We start from the raw sequence: 19,332 nt of genomic DNA, 5'->3' as shown, positions 1-19,332 counted from the left end.
ATGAAAAACATCTGTTTTTCTAGGGTCAGGAAAACAGCCCGACAGGGAAGTCTTCACAATAAATCTCATTATTATTTGCTTACCCTGATATTTAAGGCTATGTTGCGTCCACAAAGAACAGATGCATTCTGCACCGGCAATGAAACAACATCCTCAGCGGATAATGAATATATATGTCCGTCAAGACCCATAAAGGAGTCTATATTCTCTTTAATATAGACAATTTCATATTCATCACTGCTTTTCAAACTTTCCTTATCCGGGTTTTCAGGATTACCTGTACACTCAATGAATTTATTCTCTATAGGGAAGTCATCATCTGTGATGACTGGCGAAATGATTTCAGGAGAAGATACAGTTCTTTTCGGTTCGGTTTTTTTTCTGTGTTTAAAGGAACCTGCGCTTTGAGAAACATAATCTGTACAAGTACCTGTGATTTTATCCCTGCATTTCCCAATCGCCTCTAAAATCTCATCATACATCTCTCTTTCAACAGGTATGAGCATTTTTAGCTCTTCCTTATCCACCCTTCCGGTACCGGTCTGATTTTCTGCGAGTTTTATTATTTTCTTAAACCTTTGATCAATTATAGTCTGAAGTACAGACTGGACACTCTCAATTTCATCAATCAGTTCACTGCCCCTTTTGGTCATGAAGTGATCAATGGATTTGGCCTCCTCATAGAGTTCAGCAAGATATTCTCCTGCAATATCGTATGTATCAGCAGATATTGATGAAAGCTTCCCGCTTTCTCTTTCATCAAGAGAGATCAGCCGAAGATAATCAAAATCCATTGGTTTTATCGCCTCCGCCAAGATATTCCGCAATGCCTCTGGCACATAAGAAAACAGCCAGAGCCTCGGGTACAGTATTGATTCCCTTCTCTAATGAATATTTATTTCCAAGAAGCGGCATCTCAAGTTTGAATGAAAGGTCAATTTTTACAGGTTCTTCGCCAAAAATAACTGCATCATTTAATGGATCAAAATTTTCAAATTCTCTTGGAGTCAGTGTCATAACTTTAAATCCGCTTCCACCATGAAGAGAACCGGGCATTCTGATAAGTCGTTTTATGTCAGTTGTAACAGGCTCATCGGTAAGGGCGGCTTTATCTTTTATCCTTTCAGAAAAGTCACTATCCTCTCCGGTAAGCACTGCCCTTAATACGCGGCTGACCAAAACATTTCTCTCCGGTTTTTTTAAGGCCCTTAATATGCTGTCTGTTGATTTGTAAAATTCCTGCGCTGAATTTTTACTAACACCCTTTAATGAGGATAATTTTTTTACAGCTTCATCTTCTCCGGAATTTTTTAAGCCCATAAGATAAGTTATAAGAGCCTGTCTGTATCGCTGAGGCCAGCCGGCGAGAACACCTTTCTTTCTTCCTTTAAGCATAATATCAGGATCAAGGCCTGTTCCACATACATAATCAACAAGTTCACGCCTTTCCGGCCCTGTCCAGCCGCGAACTTCCAGATTTCTAATATGAACATGATAACCCCTCCCGCCGGAAAATACAATAGACATATCTTTCTGGCTGAATCCAAGCTCATCGTTAAGCATAGACAAAATTTTAATGGTCTCCTCATGGACTCTTTTTAACATTTCATCATATGCACAACGGACAATGTGATCTGCATCCAGATCGAAGATTAAATCTGCACCGGACCATATTTTATCCTGCATATTTCCGGCGGAAGGAAGAGCATAATAGGCTGTTGAATAATAAGCATGACGCGGCACCATTGTTTTCAAGTAATTTTCAACATCAGATCTTTCATTAAATCCAATATGACGCTTCATTCTCATTTCATTTGCAGAATCAAAGAAAATAAAGCCCCACTCCCTCTGTTCAAGAGCAGGTGGAAGATCAAAAACTGCTCTTTTGTAATACCGGGTAAACTGAGACTTTAGATATTCGTTTGTTGCCGCATTCATTAAAATTCCTTTACCATATACGGCCCGCGCCTTTCATATCCGCGTTTATTGTAATAAGGTCTGACACCAATACCACTCATAACGCTAACACAGCCGTAACCTTTCTCTTTTGAAATATCTTCTGCAATCTTTAAAAGGCGATCGCCATAATTCCTGTGTTGCCATCTGTTGCCCGAACCTTTCTCTGAGAGAGGTACAAGGGCTCCATATACATGAAGTTCACGCACAAGTGCAGAATTTTTCAATTCTTCCCTCCAGGGGTTTTTGGGAAGTCTTAACCTCACAAAGCCCACAAGACAGTCATCAGCAACAGCCTGAATGAAATACTCTGTACCTCCACAACATCTGTACTCAACAATTTCAATGACCGGCTCACCGGTTATTACATTCCTGCCGGCTTCGCGGCATCTTATACATCTGCACTGGCCGCCGTTTTCCAAAAGACGGTTTTTTGCAAGCTGTCTGAAATTGCTGAAATGTGAACCTGCAACAATTAATTTTGCAGGTATATCACGTTGTACTCTTTGAAGACGCACATACTCAGGCAATTTTGATTTTCCATAAGCAACAAGACTGACAAGTTCATCCTCATCATAGACTTTGTATTCTCCCCTCTTCCAGAGACTTTCAATCTCAGAACCAGGAGTTACAAGTGTAGGATAGATTTTGATGAAATCCGGACAGAATCTTTCATCAGAAAAAAGTGTGTCAAACATTTTTTTGTCATCTTCAATTGTTGCAGAGGGAAGATTTGGCATTACATGAAAACCAACTTTGATTCCTGCATCTCTTAGCGAACAGTTTGCAAGTACAGAATCCTCAACAAAGTGCCCTCTTCTGTTAAATTCAAGAATACTGTTGTCAAGACTCTGAACACCAAGCTCTACTTTTGTAACACCAAGTGAAAGCATCCTGTCAATATGCTCTTTTTTGCACCAGTCCGGTCTTGTTTCAAAAGTAACTGCTATACAGCGAACCCTTGATTTTTCATTTTCGGTGCATAATTCTTCAAATGTAAAAATATCACCGCGGTCTTCTTTACCGTATTCATTCATTGCACGAATGCACGAACGCATAAACCATTCCTGATATTCAGGATCACGCGCCGTCATGGTGCCTCCCATTACAATCAGTTCAGCCTTTTCGATATGATGACCAAGCATCTCAAACTGACTAAGTCTTGCCTGAACCTGAGCATATGGATCGTATTCAAGCTGTTTTCCCCGAAGTGCCGCAGGCTCTTCACCCGTATAACTCTGTGGAGATTTAAACAGTTCATTTTCCGGACCTCCCGGACACGGGAGGCAGATTCCATGCGGACACGGATGGGGTGATGTCATCACAGCAACAGGAGCTACTCCTGAAATTGTGCGGGACGGCTTTACCTGAACAAAATTCCTCAAATCTTCTTTTTCAGAATCAAGTGCGGCAGAAAATAGCTCTGAATTTCTTGGAAATGAATTCAGTGAATATTTTTTTGCTACAGAGGCCTTTATCTTCTGAACGTCAGATGATGATTTTGCTTCAGATAAAATGCGGGAAATAATCTCCCTTAAAATAGTGTTGTAGTCAGCCGGATTAGTTTTCAACGGCAACCTCTTCAGAACCCGCACCGGAAGCATATTCCACTGCCGGCACATGATTGTGCTGAATATATCCTACAAGCTCTTCACCAAGAGTCAGAATAGCCTCTTTATGACAGATCTTGTTTTTGTGAATATGAACAGGTGAAATGTTTAATTTGTTGTATTTCCCTGTAACAATCTCTTCATTATCAATTGATTCGTAGTACTTCTTAACCTGAATAAGAAGCATATGTAAGTGAAGTAATTCCTCCTTTTGCACTATATCACCAATCCTTAAAAAATACTAACAATCCTAACAAGATATAATTTATTGGTGATCTTTATATTTGATTATTTGCGGGGAGTAGGAACAATAATAGGACTTGCCACAGGTGATGCACTGGGCGCGCCATTAGAGGGTCTTAATGCACAAAAAATACCAGTGACGGACATTATTTCAGGAGGGCACAACAACACGCGGGCCGGAGACATAACTGATGATACTCTCCTGGCTCTTGCCATTGCCGAATCGCTAATCGAAATGAAGGGTTTTTTCCCGGATGACATTGCGCTTAGGATGTGTATGGAATATCAGAAGGAACCTCGATTTTTCGGACCCACATCTAAAGAAGTATTTAGCGGTATTTTAAAAGGAATGGATTATTCTAAAATATCATATAATTTGTATAAAAAAGGAGGAGGCAAAAGCAACGGCAGTGTGATGCGTGGTCCTCCACTGGGTGTTTTTTACCCTCCGGGAGAGGTCCGCGCTTACAGCATATTATGTTCACAGATAACACACTTCCATCCGGTATCATGCGAATGTTCAGCTTTCATAAACAGCATGATAAGCAGACTTTGCAGGGGCGAAGAGAAAATTCAGGCTTTTAAAAGTACTCTTTTTGAATGTGAAGAAATTTCTGTTAAAAAAATTTTGTCTCACTATAAATCATACCCGCTTAGTCCCTCTCTCGACTCTCTACAAGCCACACATTGTGCATTATCTTTATTTTTAGAATCAGAAAATTTTGAGGATATGCTGATAAGAGCAGTAAACATGGGAGGCGATACAGATACAATAGGTGCTATCTGCGGTGCACTTGGAGGAGCATACGGAGGTATTGATGTAATTCCAAAAAGATGGATGAATAAATTAAGAGATGCCGAAAGGATTGAAAAAACAGCATATATGCTGGCTAAAAATGCTCTTTAATCAGATATAATACTCAAAAATATTACTCAGATTGATATCATACAAACATATCACTCAGATTCAAACATATTTCTCAGATATATTATCCAGATTTATTAATCGGATATATTACTCAGTTCAACTTTTTTTAGTGTTTTTCCACGAATGCATTCAGGTTTAAAATCCTCTGATATCGATGATATAAGGTACCTGTCACCCTCTATCAGTCCCTCAGCCATACAGATATCATAATATCTGCATCCGGTCTCCGTGCATGAAGGCTTGAAGATAATTTCAGAATTTAAAATTGCTTTTTTCACCTCAATCAAAGTCTCAATCGGCGATTCAATTACTTCTACTGCACACATACTGCCATAATGAATATTGCAGGAATGAACATCTTCATTTTTGATTCCTACAATCCTGTAGCGTCTTTTTGGGATTAGATTGTTGCAGACTTTAAACATCCTGCATCCTTCACAACCGGGCAGATCACCTTTATAGATATATTCAGTCCCTGTTTTTGAAATAGCGTTTCCTACAAGAGTTATACGAATCTGATCCTCTGTCATTTTTAATCACTCCATGTATAGCATCTTCACAAGTTTTTCAGCACATTTTCTCTCAAGACCCATATCCAGAATTGTAAATCTCTCTGGACGGATTTCTTTTGCCATTAAAAGGGCTTTTACAGCAGTTTCATCATCAATTCCAAGTTGCCGGGGAGTGATGGGCGCGCCAATATCCTTGAGGGATTCCCTAACCTCCCGCCAGTTGCCGCCATGCAGATACATTGTCATAATCGAACCAATGCCGCACTGTTCACCATGAAGACCTCTTTCAGGAGACAGAATATCCAGTGCATGGCTGAATTTATGTTCTCCTCCGGAAGCAGGCCTTGATGACCCGGCAATACTCATCGCAACTCCAGATGATACAAGGGCTTTTGTTACAATCCATGCACCTTCTTCAGAGCCGGGATATATCAGGTGCGCATTTTTGACAAGAATTTCTGCAGTCATCTTGGACAGGGCCGCGGCATATTCACTGATTGATTCTCCTTTCATCCGGTGTGATAATTCCCAGTCAAGAATTGCGGTGTGATTCGAGATTATATCAGCACATCCGGATGCCATCAGCCTGTGCGGTGCTTTTGCAATAATTTCTGTATCTGCAACAATTGCATGGGGAGGATGTGCATCCAAAGAGACACTGCCGCCGGCAGTTGGGACAGATGCACGTGCAGACGCTATTCCATCGTGTGACGCCGCAGTAGGGACGCTTATGAACTGGCAATCAAGATTGTATGACACAATTTTTGCCAGATCTATTGCCTTTCCGCCGCCAACTCCTAAAATGAAATCAAAACCTTCAGCAGATTTTTCAGCATTTTCTATAGTTTCCAGCGATATATTCTTCGCACAGAAAATATCAACGCTGTATTTTTCCTCCAAAAGCTCCTTTGCATGACCTCCGGCAGCTTTTAGTGTATTTTCGCCGGCGATAATAAGAGCAGATTTTCCCAGATGCAAATCTTCGCATACTTTTGGGAGCTGTTCTATCGTTCCGTGTCCAATAAGAACATCTCTGGGCATCTGAAGCCATCTGGATTTATCAAATTGGGGTTTTTTGAGTACTTTTATACCATCTGCGCTCATTATTTTATCAATAAATGATAGGGGATTTTATATACAAATATTATGTTGGTCCGATTCTTAACGGAGAGGCATATACAATTGTTGATACCTTAACCTATGCGGCGATTCTGATTGTTTCAGTATATTTTGTCTACCGCTGGCTGATTAAATCAGGAATAAGCATTGATACGGAATTTATACTGGCTCTCATCCCGTATGTTGTTTTAGGAGGCCTTTTACGGGTAGTTGAAGATACCGGAATTATCCCTCCGCCCTGGAATGTGCTTTTAATAACGCCGATAATTTACTTTGTAATTTTCTTTTATGTTATAGCGGCGCTCATATCTTCAAGGATACTTGAAAGCAGAAAGGTTATTGAAAATTTCAGTCGCGGTCTGGCCGCGGCAGGTATTTTTGCATGCGCTCTTTCACTCATACCTCTTGTCTTTGTCGGCGTTACACAGACCCAGATAAACATCTATGTAATGCTCTTTATTTTGGCAATGGCGACTGCTACATCCTGTATTGTCTGGGCTTTCATCAGGTATGTGTTAAAATGGGAATATGTATCTGATATTCTCTACAAACTGCTGATATTCGGACATCTTCTTGACGCAAGCGCTACCAGTTTCGGAATCGATCTGCACGAAATAACATATGTGGAACAGCATGTTGCAGGGTCATTTTTAATTGAAGCAACAGGAACAGCATTTTCAATGTTTTTACTAAAGCTCATTGTCATTATCCCTGGAATTTATGTCCTTGAGATGTACAGGCAGGAAGGAAGCCAGGCTTTCTGGCATCTGATCTTATTTGCAATGATAATGGTTGGAATGGCGCCTGGTATTCGTGATATGGTGAGGATGATTCTCTATGTTTGATAACAGACTCTCACTGGCTGTAGCCTTTTCATTAATAATTTTCATCCTCTTTGCAATTATCGGTGTATTTTCACTCGCCCAAAACGAAGAGATGGCAGAAACACTTATTCAGACACTGCAGAATGAAATGTTTGCCTTTGTAGCAGACGATAATCCTTTGGTTCTTGCCGGAAAGCTTTTTTTCAATAATCTTGAGGCTTCGGTTCTGCTCTTTATCGGAGGAGCGACTTTAGGACTTTTGACAATTTTTATTCTGATGACAAACGGGGTGATTATCGGGTTTGTTTTAAGTTATGCATCAGAAAAAACAGGTTACCTTCCAATTCTAGCATCAATAATTCCGCATGGAATACTGGAAATTCCCGCCTTTTTGATTGCAGCCGGACTTGGATTTTTGCTGTCTGAGTCATTGTGGACTGAATTTAAAGGACAGGGTGATGCGGCAATTGATGCAAAAACGCTTGGCAGAAAATTCATAGTGATAGTAATTCCTCTTCTGGCATTTGCCGCATTTATAGAGGCATTTATTACACCACAAATCATAGATCTAGTACTTCAGGGAGTCTGAATATGGCAGAAGAGAGCACTACACTTCCTTCAAAGGAAAATTTCAGTGAATGGTATAACGAAATGCTATGGCGTGCAGAAATTATGGATGTACGCTATCCGGTAAAAGGCCTTTATGTCTGGTATCCCCATGGATTTTCTCTCAGACGTTCTACATACAATATTCTTCGCGAGCTTTTAGACCGCGACCACGAAGAAACGCTCTTTCCACTTCTTATACCTGAAAATGAATTCATGAAAGAGGCTGAACACATAAAAGGGTTTGAAGAGGAGGTATACTGGGTAACTCACGGAGGAACAACGGAGCTTGATGTAAAACTTGCCCTAAGACCTACAAGTGAGACTGCAATATACCCCATGTATTCACTCTGGGTGCGTTCACATGCAGATCTGCCTTTAAAACTTTATCAGATTGTAAATACTTTCAGATACGAGACAAAACATACCCGCCCGCTTATCAGGCTTCGTGAGATAACATCGTTTAAAGAGGCACACACTGTCCATGCGACATGGGATGATGCCAAAAAACAGGTAGAAGACGCAATATTGCTATATAAAGAATTCTATGACAGAATCTGTGTTCCGATAATATTTTCAAAGCGTCCTGAGTGGGACAAATTCCCCGGTGCCGACTATACAATGGCGGCTGATGCTATAATGCCTGACGGAAGAACTCTTCAGGTCGGAACAGTTCACCATTTAGGCGATAATTTCTCAAAGACTTTTGACCTGAAATACGAAGATGAAAATGGTGAACAAAAACCTGCATTCCAGACATGTTATGGAATTTCTGAAAGGTGTATTGCCGCACTTATAAGCATTCACGGTGATAACAAAGGTCTTGTCCTCCCGCCGGAGGTTGCACCTGTCCAGATTGCAATAGTTCCGATTATCACAAAAAATAGTGCTGAAGAAGTACTTAAATCTGCAAAAGAACTTGAAGGAGAGTTAAAAAGCGCAGGATTCCGTGTAAAGCTGGATGCAAGAGAACTTCGCCCTGGTGCCAAATACTACCACTGGGAGATGAGGGGTGTTCCATTAAGAGTTGAAATTGGTCCAAGAGATCTTGAAAACGGCGTTATTATGACTGTTAACCGCTTTGGTGAGAAGACCCCTGTAAAAAGAGAAGATGTCCTGTCAGGAATTAACAATCAGCTTGAATTATTCAGGAATGCTTTGAAGCAAAAAGCTTCAGACACCATAAAAGGAAAAATTCATTCAGTTTCATCATTTGAAGAGGCAAAAGAAGTTGTAGAAAAAGGCGTGGCTGTTGTTCAATGGTGTGGATGTAAGGAGTGCGCAGATATAATCGAAGAAAATCTTGATGTCAGCGTTCTTGGAAATGAGATTAGATCTGAATACATCAAAGAGGAGAATGGCAACTGCATCATCTGCGGCAAGCCTTCAAAACCTGCCCTTGTAGCAAGAAGTTACTAAAATAAATTTCATGAAACAAATTTATTTCATGTATGTTACGAAGTAACTTTCACGTAAACTAAAATTCTTTTTTTAACCTTTTTTTCTGAAATTTTAGCCATTCAGTTTATTCGCTGATAATATATGCAGGAATCATTTTATCACAGGACGGTTTAAATTTCAGTTAACAGGAGTTAGTGGTTAATCATGCTAAAATGGAGATGCAGAATATGCGGCTATATCTATGATGAGAAAACAGGCGAGCCTGCAACTAATACGAAACCGGAAACACTATTCAAAGATCTTGCTGTTGAATGGAAATGTCCTGTCTGCGGTGCTGAAAAATCTGAATTTAGTGAAATTTCTTCAGCGGAAAAAATTTCAGGCGATTCAGCAACTACTGTTTCAGACGCTATTGTATCCGAGCTTTTAAAATGGGATATAAATGTCGTATTCGGACTTCCGGGTACATCATCGCTAGGAATTGTTGAGGCTATCAGAAAAAACAAAAATATCAAATATATTGTTGTAAGGCACGAGGAAAATGCTGCAATGGCCGCATCAGCATACAACAAATTCACAGGGAAAATTGCCGCCTGCCTTACAATTGCAGGACCAGGTGCGACAAATCTTGCAACCGGTCTTTATGACGCAAAAGAAGACAACTCATCTGTAATATCTATAAACGGGCAGGTCAGGGCACAGTATACAGGACCCGGAGGAATTCAGGAGATTGATCAGGACGCATTTTTCAGACCTCTTGTAGTCTATAACAACACCATTTATGATAAGCACATGGCACTTTTGCTTTTGACAAAAGCACTGAAATTTTCAATTATTCAAAAAGGTGTTTCACAGATATCTGTTCCAAACAACATACAAAAAGAGTTTATCGATATTGAAAAATGTAAAAAAGAAAACATTACCGGAAATTATGAAGTCAGTCCTGATAGTAGTGTTTTAAAATTGGCCGCTGATTTAATTGACAAAGCAAAAAATCCTGTAATAATTATCGGATGGGGATGCAGGGACTGCAGAGATGAAATTCTTAAACTAAGCAATAAAATAAAGGCTCCGATTGTCACCACATTTCGCGCAAAAGGTATAATATCAGATTACAATGAATGGAATCTTGGAATTCTTGGTTCTGTAGGCACTCCGCATGCAAGAGAATTTGTAAATAATTCAGATCTTTTGATAACCGCAGGAGTAGGTTTTTCACAGCTTACAAACGTGCCAACAGACAGGAAAATTATACAGATTGATTCAAATCCGCTTAAACTTGAAAAAAGTTCAGAGGGTATATCTCTGCTTGGAAATTGTTCACTTATAATTCCGGGGCTTTTGGAATTGGCAAATGAGAAACAAAATAATAAAATTCTGACTGAAATAAAAAATCTAAAACAGATTTGGGAAGAAATTTTGTTAAAAGAGGCAGACGAAAATAAAACCCCGATAAGGCCTCCTTTTATTATGAAAGTACTCTCTGATGTAATCCCTGAGAATTCAGCAATTGGTCTTGATGTTGGAGAAAATCAGTGGTGGTTTGGAAGAAATTTCAGGATTAAAAATCAGAAATTTGCAATGTCCGGCTATCTTGGAACAATGGGTTTTGGTTTTCCTGCCGCTCTTGCGGCTAAAATCGCCTGGCCTGAAAAGGATGTATTCTGCATAACAGGCGATGGCGGATTTTCAATGGCAATGGCGGATTTTGTAACAGCAGTTAAATACAATCTTGCAATTGTTGTTGTCGTTCTCTCTAACAGAGAGCTTGGAATGATTCAGGTCGAACAAATGATGGAAAATTACGAAAATTATGCAACAGATCTATTAAATCCGGATTTTGCTGAATATGCCAAAAACTGCGGTGGAGACGGAATAAGAGTTGAAAAACCTGATGAATTAAAGCCGGCATTAATTAAGGCTATGAAATCCAAAAAACCATTCATTGTTGATATTAACACGGATCCAAAAAGATTTGCTGAATAAGAGATTTTAAAAATTTTTTATTCATTAAAATCGTCCATGATAATTTTTTTCATGCACCGGTTTCATGTAAGTTACGAAGTAACTTTCATGTAAAACGCACATGATGAGCTTTTTTCATCACACAAAAAAGTGATGAAAATCTATCAGGGATTTTTGACTTTTATGCAAAAATCCTGATATTTTTTTATTTTAAATTATTCCATTAAAAAAACGGCCGCGGCGATTGTTGTTGTCCAGTCACCATTCTCGGGAACGACTGCTGATTCTGTTATATTCATTGTCTTTTCCGGAATTTTGTCTGAAATACTGGTATACATATTATTTGCAATCATCTCGGAATATTTGCCGGCCTGCTCTTTTGTCTCATCAAAAGTATGATATTCTGCAAAATATCCCCATTCAGTCTCCGGATTTTTTGGAATTGCCATACCAACAGAAGAAGTTATTCTACTGCCAGCCTCATTTGAAGATAATCTTGAAATTACTGTAAATACAATGCTTCCCGGAAACAATTCCTTAATTCCCTCTTGTCTTGAAATTATCCGACACCTGGGAGGAAGTATAGAACTAACTTCAACGAGGTTATAGCACTCAATAGAAGCCTTTCGGAGTGCCATTTCAAACGATGTCAGTCTGTCCTGATGAGAGCCCGAGCCTGATGTAAAAAAAACCTTCTTTGGTACAAAATTTCCTGAACCCAATATACTCACCTAAAAATTTAGTTCTTATTTAATTTCAGTCTTCTTAAAACTATATGAATTGATAAGGAAGTAAATTTAAGATTACGCATTTTTGTTACAAATATGCGCTTAAAAATAGTATTAATTAAAGTTATGCAAATTAATATTAAATTAAAATCCGGATTGCATCTCTTTTTTTCAATAATCCTTATAATTTTAAAAACAAATACTATCTTTAGATGAAATACTGCTTTTCAAAAAGAATACAAAAAACTCCCAAATCATTTATCAGGGAAATCTTAAAAGTGACACAGCAACCCGAAGTCATCTCATTTGCCGGCGGACTTCCAAACCCTTCCCTTATTGATACAGAGGGTATTTTAGAGGCCGCAGAAACCGTAATAAAAGAGGATGGAAGAAATGCTCTCCAATACTCAAATACAGAAGGGTATCTTCCGCTTCGCGAGTATATCGCAGAGCGTTACAGGAAAAGGTATGGTCTTTTGATAAGTAGTGATGAAATACTGATTACTAACGGTTCCCAGCAATGCCTTGATCTTTTAGGAAAAATTCTGATTGACAAAGATGATGCTGTTTTAATCGAACGTCCGGGCTATCTTGGAGCTATTCAGGCCTTCTCTTTATATGAACCTGAATTTTTCTCTGTTGGATTATTTGAAGACGGACCTGATACAAATGAACTTCAAAATATAGTTTCTGAAGAAAATCCAAAGATTTTTTATGGCATACCAAATTCGCAAAATCCTTCAGGAATTACATATTCCAGGGAAAAAAGAGAAGAAATTGGAGAAATTTTATCAGACACTGATACTTTATTCATTGAAGATGATGCATACGGCGAATTAAATTTCACAGACGAGATATTTGAACCTGTAAAGAAATATCTGCCGGACCTTGGTGTAATGACGGGTTCTTTTTCAAAGATTATATCTCCCGGAATGAGGCTTGGATGGATTTGCGCTCCAACAGAAATTATTGACAAAATATCTACCGCAAAACAGGCATCTGATCTTCATTCAAATTACCTCAGCCAGAGAATAATAACGCAATATCTTCAGACAAATGATATTGATATACACATCCAAAAAATCAGATCAGAATATAGTAATAGATGCAGTTTTATGACCAGACTGATGGATGAGATGTTTCCGGCTGAGATTGGACACACCAGTCCAAAAGGCGGGATGTTTATTTGGCTGACATTACCACAGAATATCTCATCACAAAAATTGTTTGAAAAGGCTATGGAGAAAAATGTGGCAATTCTTCCAGGATACCCTTTTTATGTAAACGGCGGCGGAGACAACACTGTGAGAATTAATTTCTCAAACTCTGATGAAGATGATATCAGAAAGGGCATTGAAGTACTTTCAGATATATTTGCAGACACAGATAAAATAAAAAAATAAAACAGATGAAAATATCTCTTTTTTAAAAGAACATTCAGAAAAGATTTTTTTTAATTTAAGAAAATTTAAGAAAATTATTGAATTTTCATTTTTTTTATGATTCAGGGTTTTGTGAACGAATATATACATTAACAGCGGCAGTTATTGCCGCAGACTGTTTTCCATGCCTCAGAGATGCCGCCAGAGTCTGCATCCTAGCCTCATCGTCACGAAGGAATCTTGCAAGATTCTTTTTTATGTGTTCGTCAGTTAAGAAATGCGTATGTGTATTTCCGGTTATAAAGTCCCTGTCGCACATAATAGCATGATGCATCGGAAGCGTTGTATGAACACCGATTATAACATATTCATAGATTGCACGACGCATTCTTTCAATACACTCCTGCCTGTTCATACCCCATGAACAAAGTTTGGATATCATTGAATCATACATTGGTGGAATAGAGTATCCCATATGGATTCCCGAATCAACCCTGATTCCGGGACCCCCAGGGGATCTGTATCTTACGATTTTGCCAGGGTCTGCTGTAAAGTTATTTAATGGATCTTCGGCATTTATCCTGCATTCAATCGCATGTCCACGAATTGTTATGTCATCCTGTGACAGTGAAAGATCCTCTCCTGCCGCAATCTTTAACTGCTGTCTGACAAGGTCAACTCCAGTTATCATCTCAGTTACAGTATGCTCCACCTGAAGACGTGTATTCATCTCCATAAAGTAGTAATTACCCTCGGAATAGAGGAATTCAACTGTTCCGGCATTATAATATCCAGAAACCTCAGCTACCTTAAGAGCAGAATGTGACATTTTCTCCCTTAATTCATCAGTCATTATAGGACAGGGTGCTTCTTCGACAAGCTTTTGATGTCTTCTTTGTATGGAGCATTCCCTGTCAAATAAATGGACACCGTTTCCCTGTTTGTCGCAAAGAATCTGAAATTCAATATGCCTGGGCTTTACAAGATATTTCTCAATAAAAACAGTTGGGTCGCCAAAAGCAGATTGTGCAATCCTCATTCCCTTTTCAATTGCTTCTTCTAACCCATCTTCAGATTCAACAATCTGCATTCCAATTCCGCCACCACCTGCACTGGCTTTGACGATAACAGGATAGCCAATTTTTCCAGCAATTTTTTTTGCCTCGTCAATGGACTTCACACCCTCAGGAGTATATGGCAGAACAGGCACACCTGCCTTTTCCATCATATGTTTGGAGCCGAGTTTTGAGCCCATAGCTTCAATTGACTTCCATGAAGGACCGATAAAATTTATATTTTCTTCTTCACAGAGTTTTGCAAATCCGGAATTTTCCGCAAGAAAACCATATCCCGGATGAATAGCATCTGCTCCTGCCTGACGGGCGGTTTTTATTATCTTATCCTTATTTAAATAACTCTTAGAGGGATGAGCCTCGCCAACAGGAAATGCCTCATCTGCATACTTTACATGCAGGGAATTTTTATCAGGCTCCGAATAAATTGCAACCGTCTCTATTCCAAGTTCTCTGCAGGCACGCATTATCCTTATTGCAATCTCACCGCGGTTTGCAATCAGTACTTTTTCAAAATACTTCATTCAATCACCAGCAAAACGTCACCGTTTTGCACAGTATCACCTTCATCCACAAAAATCTGTGTTACTTTTCCTTCCTTTGTGGATTTTATCGGGTTTTCCATCTTCATTGCCTCAAGGACAACAAGAGTGTCTCCGGGTTTTACCTGTGCGCCGATGTTAGTCTCAACCTTCAAAACCATTCCCTGCATATTGCTCATAATTCCGCCTTTAATGTCACGCGGAATCTTCTTTGCACCCACAGAATCTGCGGATTCAACTGCACTGCCTTCTACTGAGAGAATTCTTACCGAAAATATTTCTCCGTCAACTTCAACCTCCATACAGCTTGGAATCTCAGAAGAACGGGATGCATATTTGGCAGATAACTTTGGTATTGCCTCTGCATTTCTCTCTCCCTTCAAAAAGGAGGGTGCGATTGCAGGATATAAAATGTATGTAAGAATATCCTCATCCTTTTTGACAAGACCTTTCTCAGCGGCTTCTTTTGCCATCTTGGAATATAAAGGTTCTAAAAGATCGCCCGGTCTTCCGGAAAAAGGATTCTGGTCTCCTATTATCTTTTTGATTATCTCATCTGATATTTTTCCGGGCGGTTTTCCATAAAGACCTCTTACATAGTCTTTTACTTCCTGTGTGACGTTTGAGTATCTCTCCCCGCCCATCAGTACATTTAGAACTGCCTGTGTTCCAACAATCTGACTTGTCGGTGTAACAAGAGGCGGATAGCCCAAATCCTTCCTTACATGAGGAATTTCATTATGGACAAGATCAATTTTATCAAGGGCATTTTGCTCTTTTAGCTGTGAAACAAGGTTTGAGATCATTCCGCCTGGAAGCTGATAGATAAGTACGTCACTGTCGATTCTCTCAGAAATTGGATCAATCAGTCCTGCGTATTTTTCTCTCATCAGCATACACTGATTCTTGATATCCTTAAGCTTCATCAGATCGATACCTGTATCACGATCTGTGTCTTTCAAGCTTGCAACAACGCTTTCTGTCGGAGGTTGTGATGTTCCCATGGCAAACGGAGACATAGCCGTATCAAGTATATCAACACCTGCTTCTATCGCCGCCTGATAGCTCATAGGAGATATTCCGCTTGTTGAATGAGAATGCAGGTTTACCGGAATGTCTACTTTATCTTTTATTCCTGTGATCAACTCTTTTGCCGCTTTTGGCATAATCAGGCCGGCCATATCTTTTATGCATATTGAGTCACAGCCTTTTGAGTAAAGAGCCTCGGCAAATCCAATAAATTTTTCTGTTGAGTGGACAGGACTTGTTGTATAACTTATTGTTCCCTGAAGATGCGCACCAATGTCCTTTACAGTTTCCATTGATTTTTCCATGTTCCGAATGTCATTTAAGGCATCAAATATACGGAAGATATCAACACCGTTTCTGCCTGCGGCCTCAATGAATTTTTCAACAACATCATCAGGATAATGCTTGTAGCCTACAAGATTTTGTCCACGTAACAACATCTGTATAGGAGTGTTTTTCAAAACAGAATTTAAATCAGAGAGCCTTTGCCAGGGATCATCATTTAGATATCTTATACAGCTGTCAAAAGTTGCACCGCCCCATGCTTCAACTGAAAAAAAGCCAGCTTTATCTATCTCACGGGCAACAGGGATCATATCCTCAGTCCTTAAACGCGTTGCGATCAAGGACTGATGTGCATCCCTAAGGGTAGTATCTGTTATCTTTACAGGATTTGTCACACTCATAAATTACCTCCAAAAAGGGCGGCTTGTATCGATATTTTTAAAGTTATCAGGTCTCTAATAACTTTCTCATCCGAACTATAAATATGTCACTAAGGTGGAAAAAGAGAATAAAAAAATCGTTATTGCCAGAAAGGCAGGTATTATGTCATTTTTCGACTTCTCAAATGAAGGCTGCATACTTCCGCCAAATGTGTATCCGCGAAGTGCCAGAATTTTTCCCTGCTGTGATGCGTCCCTAAGCGACCATATGAAAATATTTCCCAAAACGGATATGTAGTCATACCATCTTATTTTTGTTTTTTTAATGCTGTATGCAATCTTTGCCCGACTGTAATCTTCTGATGTTAATTTTATTTTATTAAGCGCTATTGCTGATATCAGCCCCAGTTCAAAACCATATTTCTGGCCAAACATCCAGGTCATGAAATTTAGTAAATCCTTAGATGTAATATGACTAAATGCCCAGCAGGCAACAAGCAGAATAACAATCATTTTGCAGAAGTAAAAAAGTCCGTTAAAACCTCTAATCTCCATAAAAAAAGCAACTGCTGATGTTAAGAAAAAAAATCCCAGAAATATTCTGACTGACGGAATTGATTTTTCCCTTTCTGAAAAAAAAAGCCACCATATGAAAACAAGTCCTGCACCTGTAATACTGGTAAATGCCGAAAATGATAGCAAAAATATTGAAAATATTCTTAATCTTGCATCCTGCATATTGCCTCCAGAGTATCTTCAAACCTGATATTTTTTGGCAAAACACCTTTTTTAAGTGCTGTTTTGATATATTCAGGAGCACTTTTCCAGGAATCCAGGCACTCAGGAACATGACCTATATAATTCAGCTCTCCTGAATCGATATCCCAGATATAATCTGTTTTTGGAAAATAAGTCTGTTCATGCGTGAAAATAATAGTGATGCCTTCCTGAATCGCCAGATTATTGCAGAAACGTTCTTTCCACATTGGACTCAGAGTGCTGAACGGTTCATCAAGAATTAACAGATCTTTTCTTTTAGATAAAATACATACCAGATGAAGTCTTTTTAATTCCCCTCTTGACATTTTCATAGGGTCGGTTTTTCCATATCCACATAGTTCTGATTTATCTAATATTTCATCAGAGGACAGTCCCCAGGATTTAATTTCATCTTCGAGTGTCAGTCCGGTCAGATGGTACTCGGGAAACTGCATAGAAAGGAGCGTTTTTTCAATATTTTTGCATTCTATCAGACCGGACTCTTGTCTTAGATAGCCGGCAAGAGCCATTGAAAGAGTTGTTTTGCCACACCCTATTTTTCCGGTGATAAGATGTACGCCTTTTTCAAAGACGCCATTAGCTAAAAGAGTAAATCCGTCTCTTTTTAAAATTAAATCTTTTAAAATTATCTGAGGCTCAGATAAATTATCCGACAATTTCTTCAAGCCTCCACATAACCGGAAAAAAATTTGTGTTTTTTAAATTTTTAAAAACAGTTTCCGGATGACCGCTGAATTTTATTCTGCCTTTTTCCATATATATCAGAAAATCAGCCGTTTTGGCAATCTCCATATTTTGTGTACAGTGAATAACATAATCAGTGCCTGATTTTTTCAAAACAGACATTAATTTTCCCGCTGTGTCAAAATCAAGATGAGAATCCGGTTCATCAAGAATCAAAAGCTCAGGTGATGACACAATTGCCACTGCCAGTGAGACAAATGCTTTCTCGCCACCTGAAAGTGCAAATGTTTTTTTATCTAAAAGATGAGTGATGCCAAGCAGTTTTGAAATCGCCATTGTTTTTTCTGATGCCTCATCAGATATTACAAAGGAAAAACGAAGCGGAGAGATTATCTCATCAAAAACCAACTCAAAAATAATCTGCCTTTCAGGACATTCAGGAACATATCCTACGTTTATATCCCGGATTCGTCTTCTGTTTACATAAACACTGCCTTTTTCTGACAGATCCATTCCGGAGAGTAAATTTAAAAGCGTACTTTTTCCGCTCCCATTCTCTCCTATTATGCATGTATAACCTTTTGGTATCTGGAAATTGTCTATATCAAGTATTTTGTGTTTAATATTTTGTAAATCAATCATCAATACCTTCAACTCTTTCAGATATGAGAAAAGCAAGAATGAATTTTATTAAATCTCCAACAACGAAAGGAACAGCGCCGATTAAAAATGCCGACCATATGGAAATTCCACTTGAGACTGCTATCCATAACACTCCAAATACCAATATTGCTGCGGTTCCAAAAAAAAGTCCGGATATTCTTAGAATTCTGCTTTTTTTCTCATAAAAAATACCTACAATAAACGATGCCGCGACAAACCCTATAAGATAACCGCCGGTAGGGCCCAAAAGAATTCCCGGCCCTGATGTTAACTGGTGAAAAACAGGAAGACCAATAAGACCAATTATTAAATACAGTGATATGGCAACTACTGCATACCTTTTCATAATACATCCACAAAGAAGAACAAAAAGGGTCTGCAGAGTAAAAGGAACAGGTATCATAGGTATTGTAATATAACTTCCAATAGCAGTTAATGCAATAAAAAGCCCGGTCTGGGAAATAATCTGTGTTCTTTTTTCATCACCGTACATCTATGTCAACCTCATTTTATTTTGTGGTTGACAAGATATAGATTTCTAAAATCTGGCGGATAATGCACGTGATAAGAAGAAAAAATGCATATAAATATTTTCAGAATACCAAAATCTGATATTTAAAAC

General features: G+C 38.9%; 19 protein-coding genes. 6 read left to right on the top strand and 13 right to left on the bottom strand.

Going from position 1 to position 19,332, the window contains the following annotated elements; genetic code table 11:
- Positions 1–71: 71 nt before the first annotated feature.
- From L1994_RS04595 to L1994_RS04580, 4 genes are read right to left on the bottom strand one after another with little or no spacing between them, the layout of a single operon-like run.
- Complete coding sequence (locus tag L1994_RS04595; protein ID WP_278100508.1) at positions 72–794, bottom strand: hypothetical protein; 723 nt, start codon at positions 792–794, stop codon at positions 72–74.
- Positions 784–1,938: a DNA primase catalytic subunit PriS gene (gene priS / locus L1994_RS04590; protein ID WP_278100507.1), complete on the bottom strand. Its 1,155-nt coding sequence runs from the start codon at positions 1,936–1,938 to the stop codon at positions 784–786. The genes L1994_RS04595 and priS overlap by 11 nt, the downstream gene beginning before the upstream one ends.
- Positions 1,938–3,560 carry a tRNA uridine(34) 5-carboxymethylaminomethyl modification radical SAM/GNAT enzyme Elp3 gene (locus L1994_RS04585; protein ID WP_278100506.1) on the bottom strand — a complete coding sequence of 541 codons (1,623 nt, stop codon included), beginning with the start codon at positions 3,558–3,560 and terminating at the stop codon, positions 1,938–1,940. Before L1994_RS04585 ends, priS begins: the two co-directional genes overlap by 1 nt.
- Positions 3,517–3,783 carry a UPF0058 family protein gene (locus L1994_RS04580; protein ID WP_278100505.1) on the bottom strand — a complete coding sequence of 89 codons (267 nt, stop codon included), beginning with the start codon at positions 3,781–3,783 and terminating at the stop codon, positions 3,517–3,519. The genes L1994_RS04585 and L1994_RS04580 overlap by 44 nt, the downstream gene beginning before the upstream one ends.
- A gap of 75 nt (positions 3,784–3,858) precedes the next feature.
- Here L1994_RS04580 and L1994_RS04575 point away from each other — a divergent pair, with 75 nt between their 5' ends.
- Positions 3,859–4,716 (top strand): ADP-ribosylglycohydrolase family protein, encoded by an 858-nt coding sequence (locus L1994_RS04575; RefSeq protein WP_278100504.1) that lies wholly within the window; start codon positions 3,859–3,861, stop codon positions 4,714–4,716.
- 95 nt (positions 4,717–4,811) lie between these two features.
- Here L1994_RS04575 and L1994_RS04570 read toward each other — a convergent pair whose 3' ends face one another.
- Together L1994_RS04570 and L1994_RS04565 are read right to left on the bottom strand one after the other, a co-directional pair.
- Positions 4,812–5,267 (bottom strand): UPF0179 family protein, encoded by a 456-nt coding sequence (locus L1994_RS04570; RefSeq protein ID WP_278100503.1) that lies wholly within the window; start codon positions 5,265–5,267, stop codon positions 4,812–4,814.
- A gap of 6 nt (positions 5,268–5,273) precedes the next feature.
- The gene (locus L1994_RS04565) at positions 5,274–6,353 is read right to left on the bottom strand and encodes an NAD(P)-dependent glycerol-1-phosphate dehydrogenase (protein ID WP_278100502.1); all 1,080 of its coding nucleotides are present in this window, start codon (positions 6,351–6,353) and stop codon (positions 5,274–5,276) included.
- 14 nt (positions 6,354–6,367) lie between these two features.
- Between L1994_RS04565 and L1994_RS04560 the strand changes: the two genes are divergently transcribed.
- The 4 genes from L1994_RS04560 (at position 6,368) to L1994_RS04545 (ending at position 11,185) form a co-directional block, all read left to right on the top strand.
- Positions 6,368–7,213, top strand: a complete 846-nt coding sequence (locus L1994_RS04560) for a DUF63 family protein (RefSeq protein WP_278100501.1) — start codon at positions 6,368–6,370, stop codon at positions 7,211–7,213.
- Entirely contained in the window at positions 7,206–7,781 is a 576-nt protein-coding gene (locus L1994_RS04555) for a stage II sporulation protein M (protein WP_278100500.1), read from the top strand. The genes L1994_RS04560 and L1994_RS04555 overlap by 8 nt, the downstream gene beginning before the upstream one ends.
- 2 nt (positions 7,782–7,783) lie before the next feature.
- Complete coding sequence (gene proS, locus L1994_RS04550) at positions 7,784–9,217, top strand: proline--tRNA ligase (RefSeq protein ID WP_278100499.1); 1,434 nt, start codon at positions 7,784–7,786, stop codon at positions 9,215–9,217.
- A gap of 186 nt (positions 9,218–9,403) precedes the next feature.
- Entirely contained in the window at positions 9,404–11,185 is a 1,782-nt protein-coding gene (locus L1994_RS04545; RefSeq protein ID WP_278100498.1) for a thiamine pyrophosphate-dependent enzyme, read from the top strand.
- 194 nt (positions 11,186–11,379) lie between these two features.
- Here L1994_RS04545 and L1994_RS04540 read toward each other — a convergent pair whose 3' ends face one another.
- On the bottom strand, positions 11,380–11,886 hold the full coding sequence (locus L1994_RS04540; RefSeq protein WP_278100497.1) for a pyruvoyl-dependent arginine decarboxylase: 507 nt from the start codon (positions 11,884–11,886) through the stop codon (positions 11,380–11,382).
- 284 nt (positions 11,887–12,170) lie between these two features.
- Here L1994_RS04540 and L1994_RS04535 point away from each other — a divergent pair, with 284 nt between their 5' ends.
- On the top strand, positions 12,171–13,295 hold the full coding sequence (locus L1994_RS04535; protein WP_341275806.1) for an aminotransferase-like domain-containing protein: 1,125 nt from the start codon (positions 12,171–12,173) through the stop codon (positions 13,293–13,295).
- A gap of 94 nt (positions 13,296–13,389) precedes the next feature.
- Here the strand turns inward: L1994_RS04535 and L1994_RS04530 are convergent, their stop codons facing one another.
- The 6 genes from L1994_RS04530 to L1994_RS04505 form a co-directional block, all read right to left on the bottom strand.
- Positions 13,390–14,871, bottom strand: a complete 1,482-nt coding sequence (locus tag L1994_RS04530; RefSeq protein ID WP_278100495.1) for an acetyl-CoA carboxylase biotin carboxylase subunit — start codon at positions 14,869–14,871, stop codon at positions 13,390–13,392.
- The gene (locus tag L1994_RS04525; RefSeq protein ID WP_278100494.1) at positions 14,868–16,604 is read right to left on the bottom strand and encodes a pyruvate/oxaloacetate carboxyltransferase; all 1,737 of its coding nucleotides are present in this window, start codon (positions 16,602–16,604) and stop codon (positions 14,868–14,870) included. The genes L1994_RS04530 and L1994_RS04525 overlap by 4 nt, the downstream gene beginning before the upstream one ends.
- 75 nt (positions 16,605–16,679) lie before the next feature.
- Positions 16,680–17,321, bottom strand: coding sequence for an energy-coupling factor transporter transmembrane component T family protein (locus L1994_RS04520; RefSeq protein ID WP_278100493.1), 642 nt, complete (start codon positions 17,319–17,321; stop codon positions 16,680–16,682).
- A complete protein-coding gene (locus L1994_RS04515) occupies positions 17,303–18,019 on the bottom strand; it encodes an ATP-binding cassette domain-containing protein (protein WP_278100492.1) in 717 nt (238 codons plus the stop codon). The genes L1994_RS04520 and L1994_RS04515 overlap by 19 nt, the downstream gene beginning before the upstream one ends.
- Positions 18,009–18,701 carry an energy-coupling factor ABC transporter ATP-binding protein gene (locus tag L1994_RS04510; RefSeq protein WP_278100491.1) on the bottom strand — a complete coding sequence of 231 codons (693 nt, stop codon included), beginning with the start codon at positions 18,699–18,701 and terminating at the stop codon, positions 18,009–18,011. The genes L1994_RS04515 and L1994_RS04510 overlap by 11 nt, the downstream gene beginning before the upstream one ends.
- Positions 18,682–19,203: a biotin transporter BioY gene (locus tag L1994_RS04505; protein ID WP_278100490.1), complete on the bottom strand. Its 522-nt coding sequence runs from the start codon at positions 19,201–19,203 to the stop codon at positions 18,682–18,684. The genes L1994_RS04510 and L1994_RS04505 overlap by 20 nt, the downstream gene beginning before the upstream one ends.
- Between the last annotated feature and the right edge of the window lie 129 nt (positions 19,204–19,332).

Source organism: Methanomicrobium antiquum (genome assembly GCF_029633915.1).
Classification (GTDB): Archaea; Halobacteriota; Methanomicrobia; order Methanomicrobiales; family Methanomicrobiaceae; genus Methanomicrobium; species Methanomicrobium antiquum.
The sequence above is the reverse complement of the archived record's forward strand: the minus strand, read 5'-3'. Positions and strand labels throughout refer to the sequence as shown.

What these genes read in the sequence shown, in the direction of transcription:
- priS (WP_278100507.1), bottom strand. Translation starts at nt 1,938, where the DNA reads ATGAATGCGGCAACAAACGAATATCTAAAGTCTCAGTTTACCCGGTAT.
- L1994_RS04555 (WP_278100500.1), top strand. Translation starts at nt 7,206, where the DNA reads ATGTTTGATAACAGACTCTCACTGGCTGTAGCCTTTTCATTAATAATT.
- L1994_RS04570 (WP_278100503.1), bottom strand. Translation starts at nt 5,267, where the DNA reads ATGACAGAGGATCAGATTCGTATAACTCTTGTAGGAAACGCTATTTCA.
- proS (WP_278100499.1), top strand. Translation starts at nt 7,784, where the DNA reads ATGGCAGAAGAGAGCACTACACTTCCTTCAAAGGAAAATTTCAGTGAA.
- L1994_RS04530 (WP_278100495.1), bottom strand. Translation starts at nt 14,871, where the DNA reads ATGAAGTATTTTGAAAAAGTACTGATTGCAAACCGCGGTGAGATTGCA.
- L1994_RS04560 (WP_278100501.1), top strand. Translation starts at nt 6,368, where the DNA reads ATGATAGGGGATTTTATATACAAATATTATGTTGGTCCGATTCTTAAC.
- L1994_RS04595 (WP_278100508.1), bottom strand. Translation starts at nt 794, where the DNA reads ATGGATTTTGATTATCTTCGGCTGATCTCTCTTGATGAAAGAGAAAGC.
- L1994_RS04565 (WP_278100502.1), bottom strand. Translation starts at nt 6,353, where the DNA reads ATGAGCGCAGATGGTATAAAAGTACTCAAAAAACCCCAATTTGATAAA.
- L1994_RS04545 (WP_278100498.1), top strand. Translation starts at nt 9,404, where the DNA reads ATGCTAAAATGGAGATGCAGAATATGCGGCTATATCTATGATGAGAAA.
- L1994_RS04520 (WP_278100493.1), bottom strand. Translation starts at nt 17,321, where the DNA reads ATGCAGGATGCAAGATTAAGAATATTTTCAATATTTTTGCTATCATTT.
- L1994_RS04585 (WP_278100506.1), bottom strand. Translation starts at nt 3,560, where the DNA reads ATGCTTCCGGTGCGGGTTCTGAAGAGGTTGCCGTTGAAAACTAATCCG.
- L1994_RS04525 (WP_278100494.1), bottom strand. Translation starts at nt 16,604, where the DNA reads ATGAGTGTGACAAATCCTGTAAAGATAACAGATACTACCCTTAGGGAT.
- L1994_RS04505 (WP_278100490.1), bottom strand. Translation starts at nt 19,203, where the DNA reads ATGTACGGTGATGAAAAAAGAACACAGATTATTTCCCAGACCGGGCTT.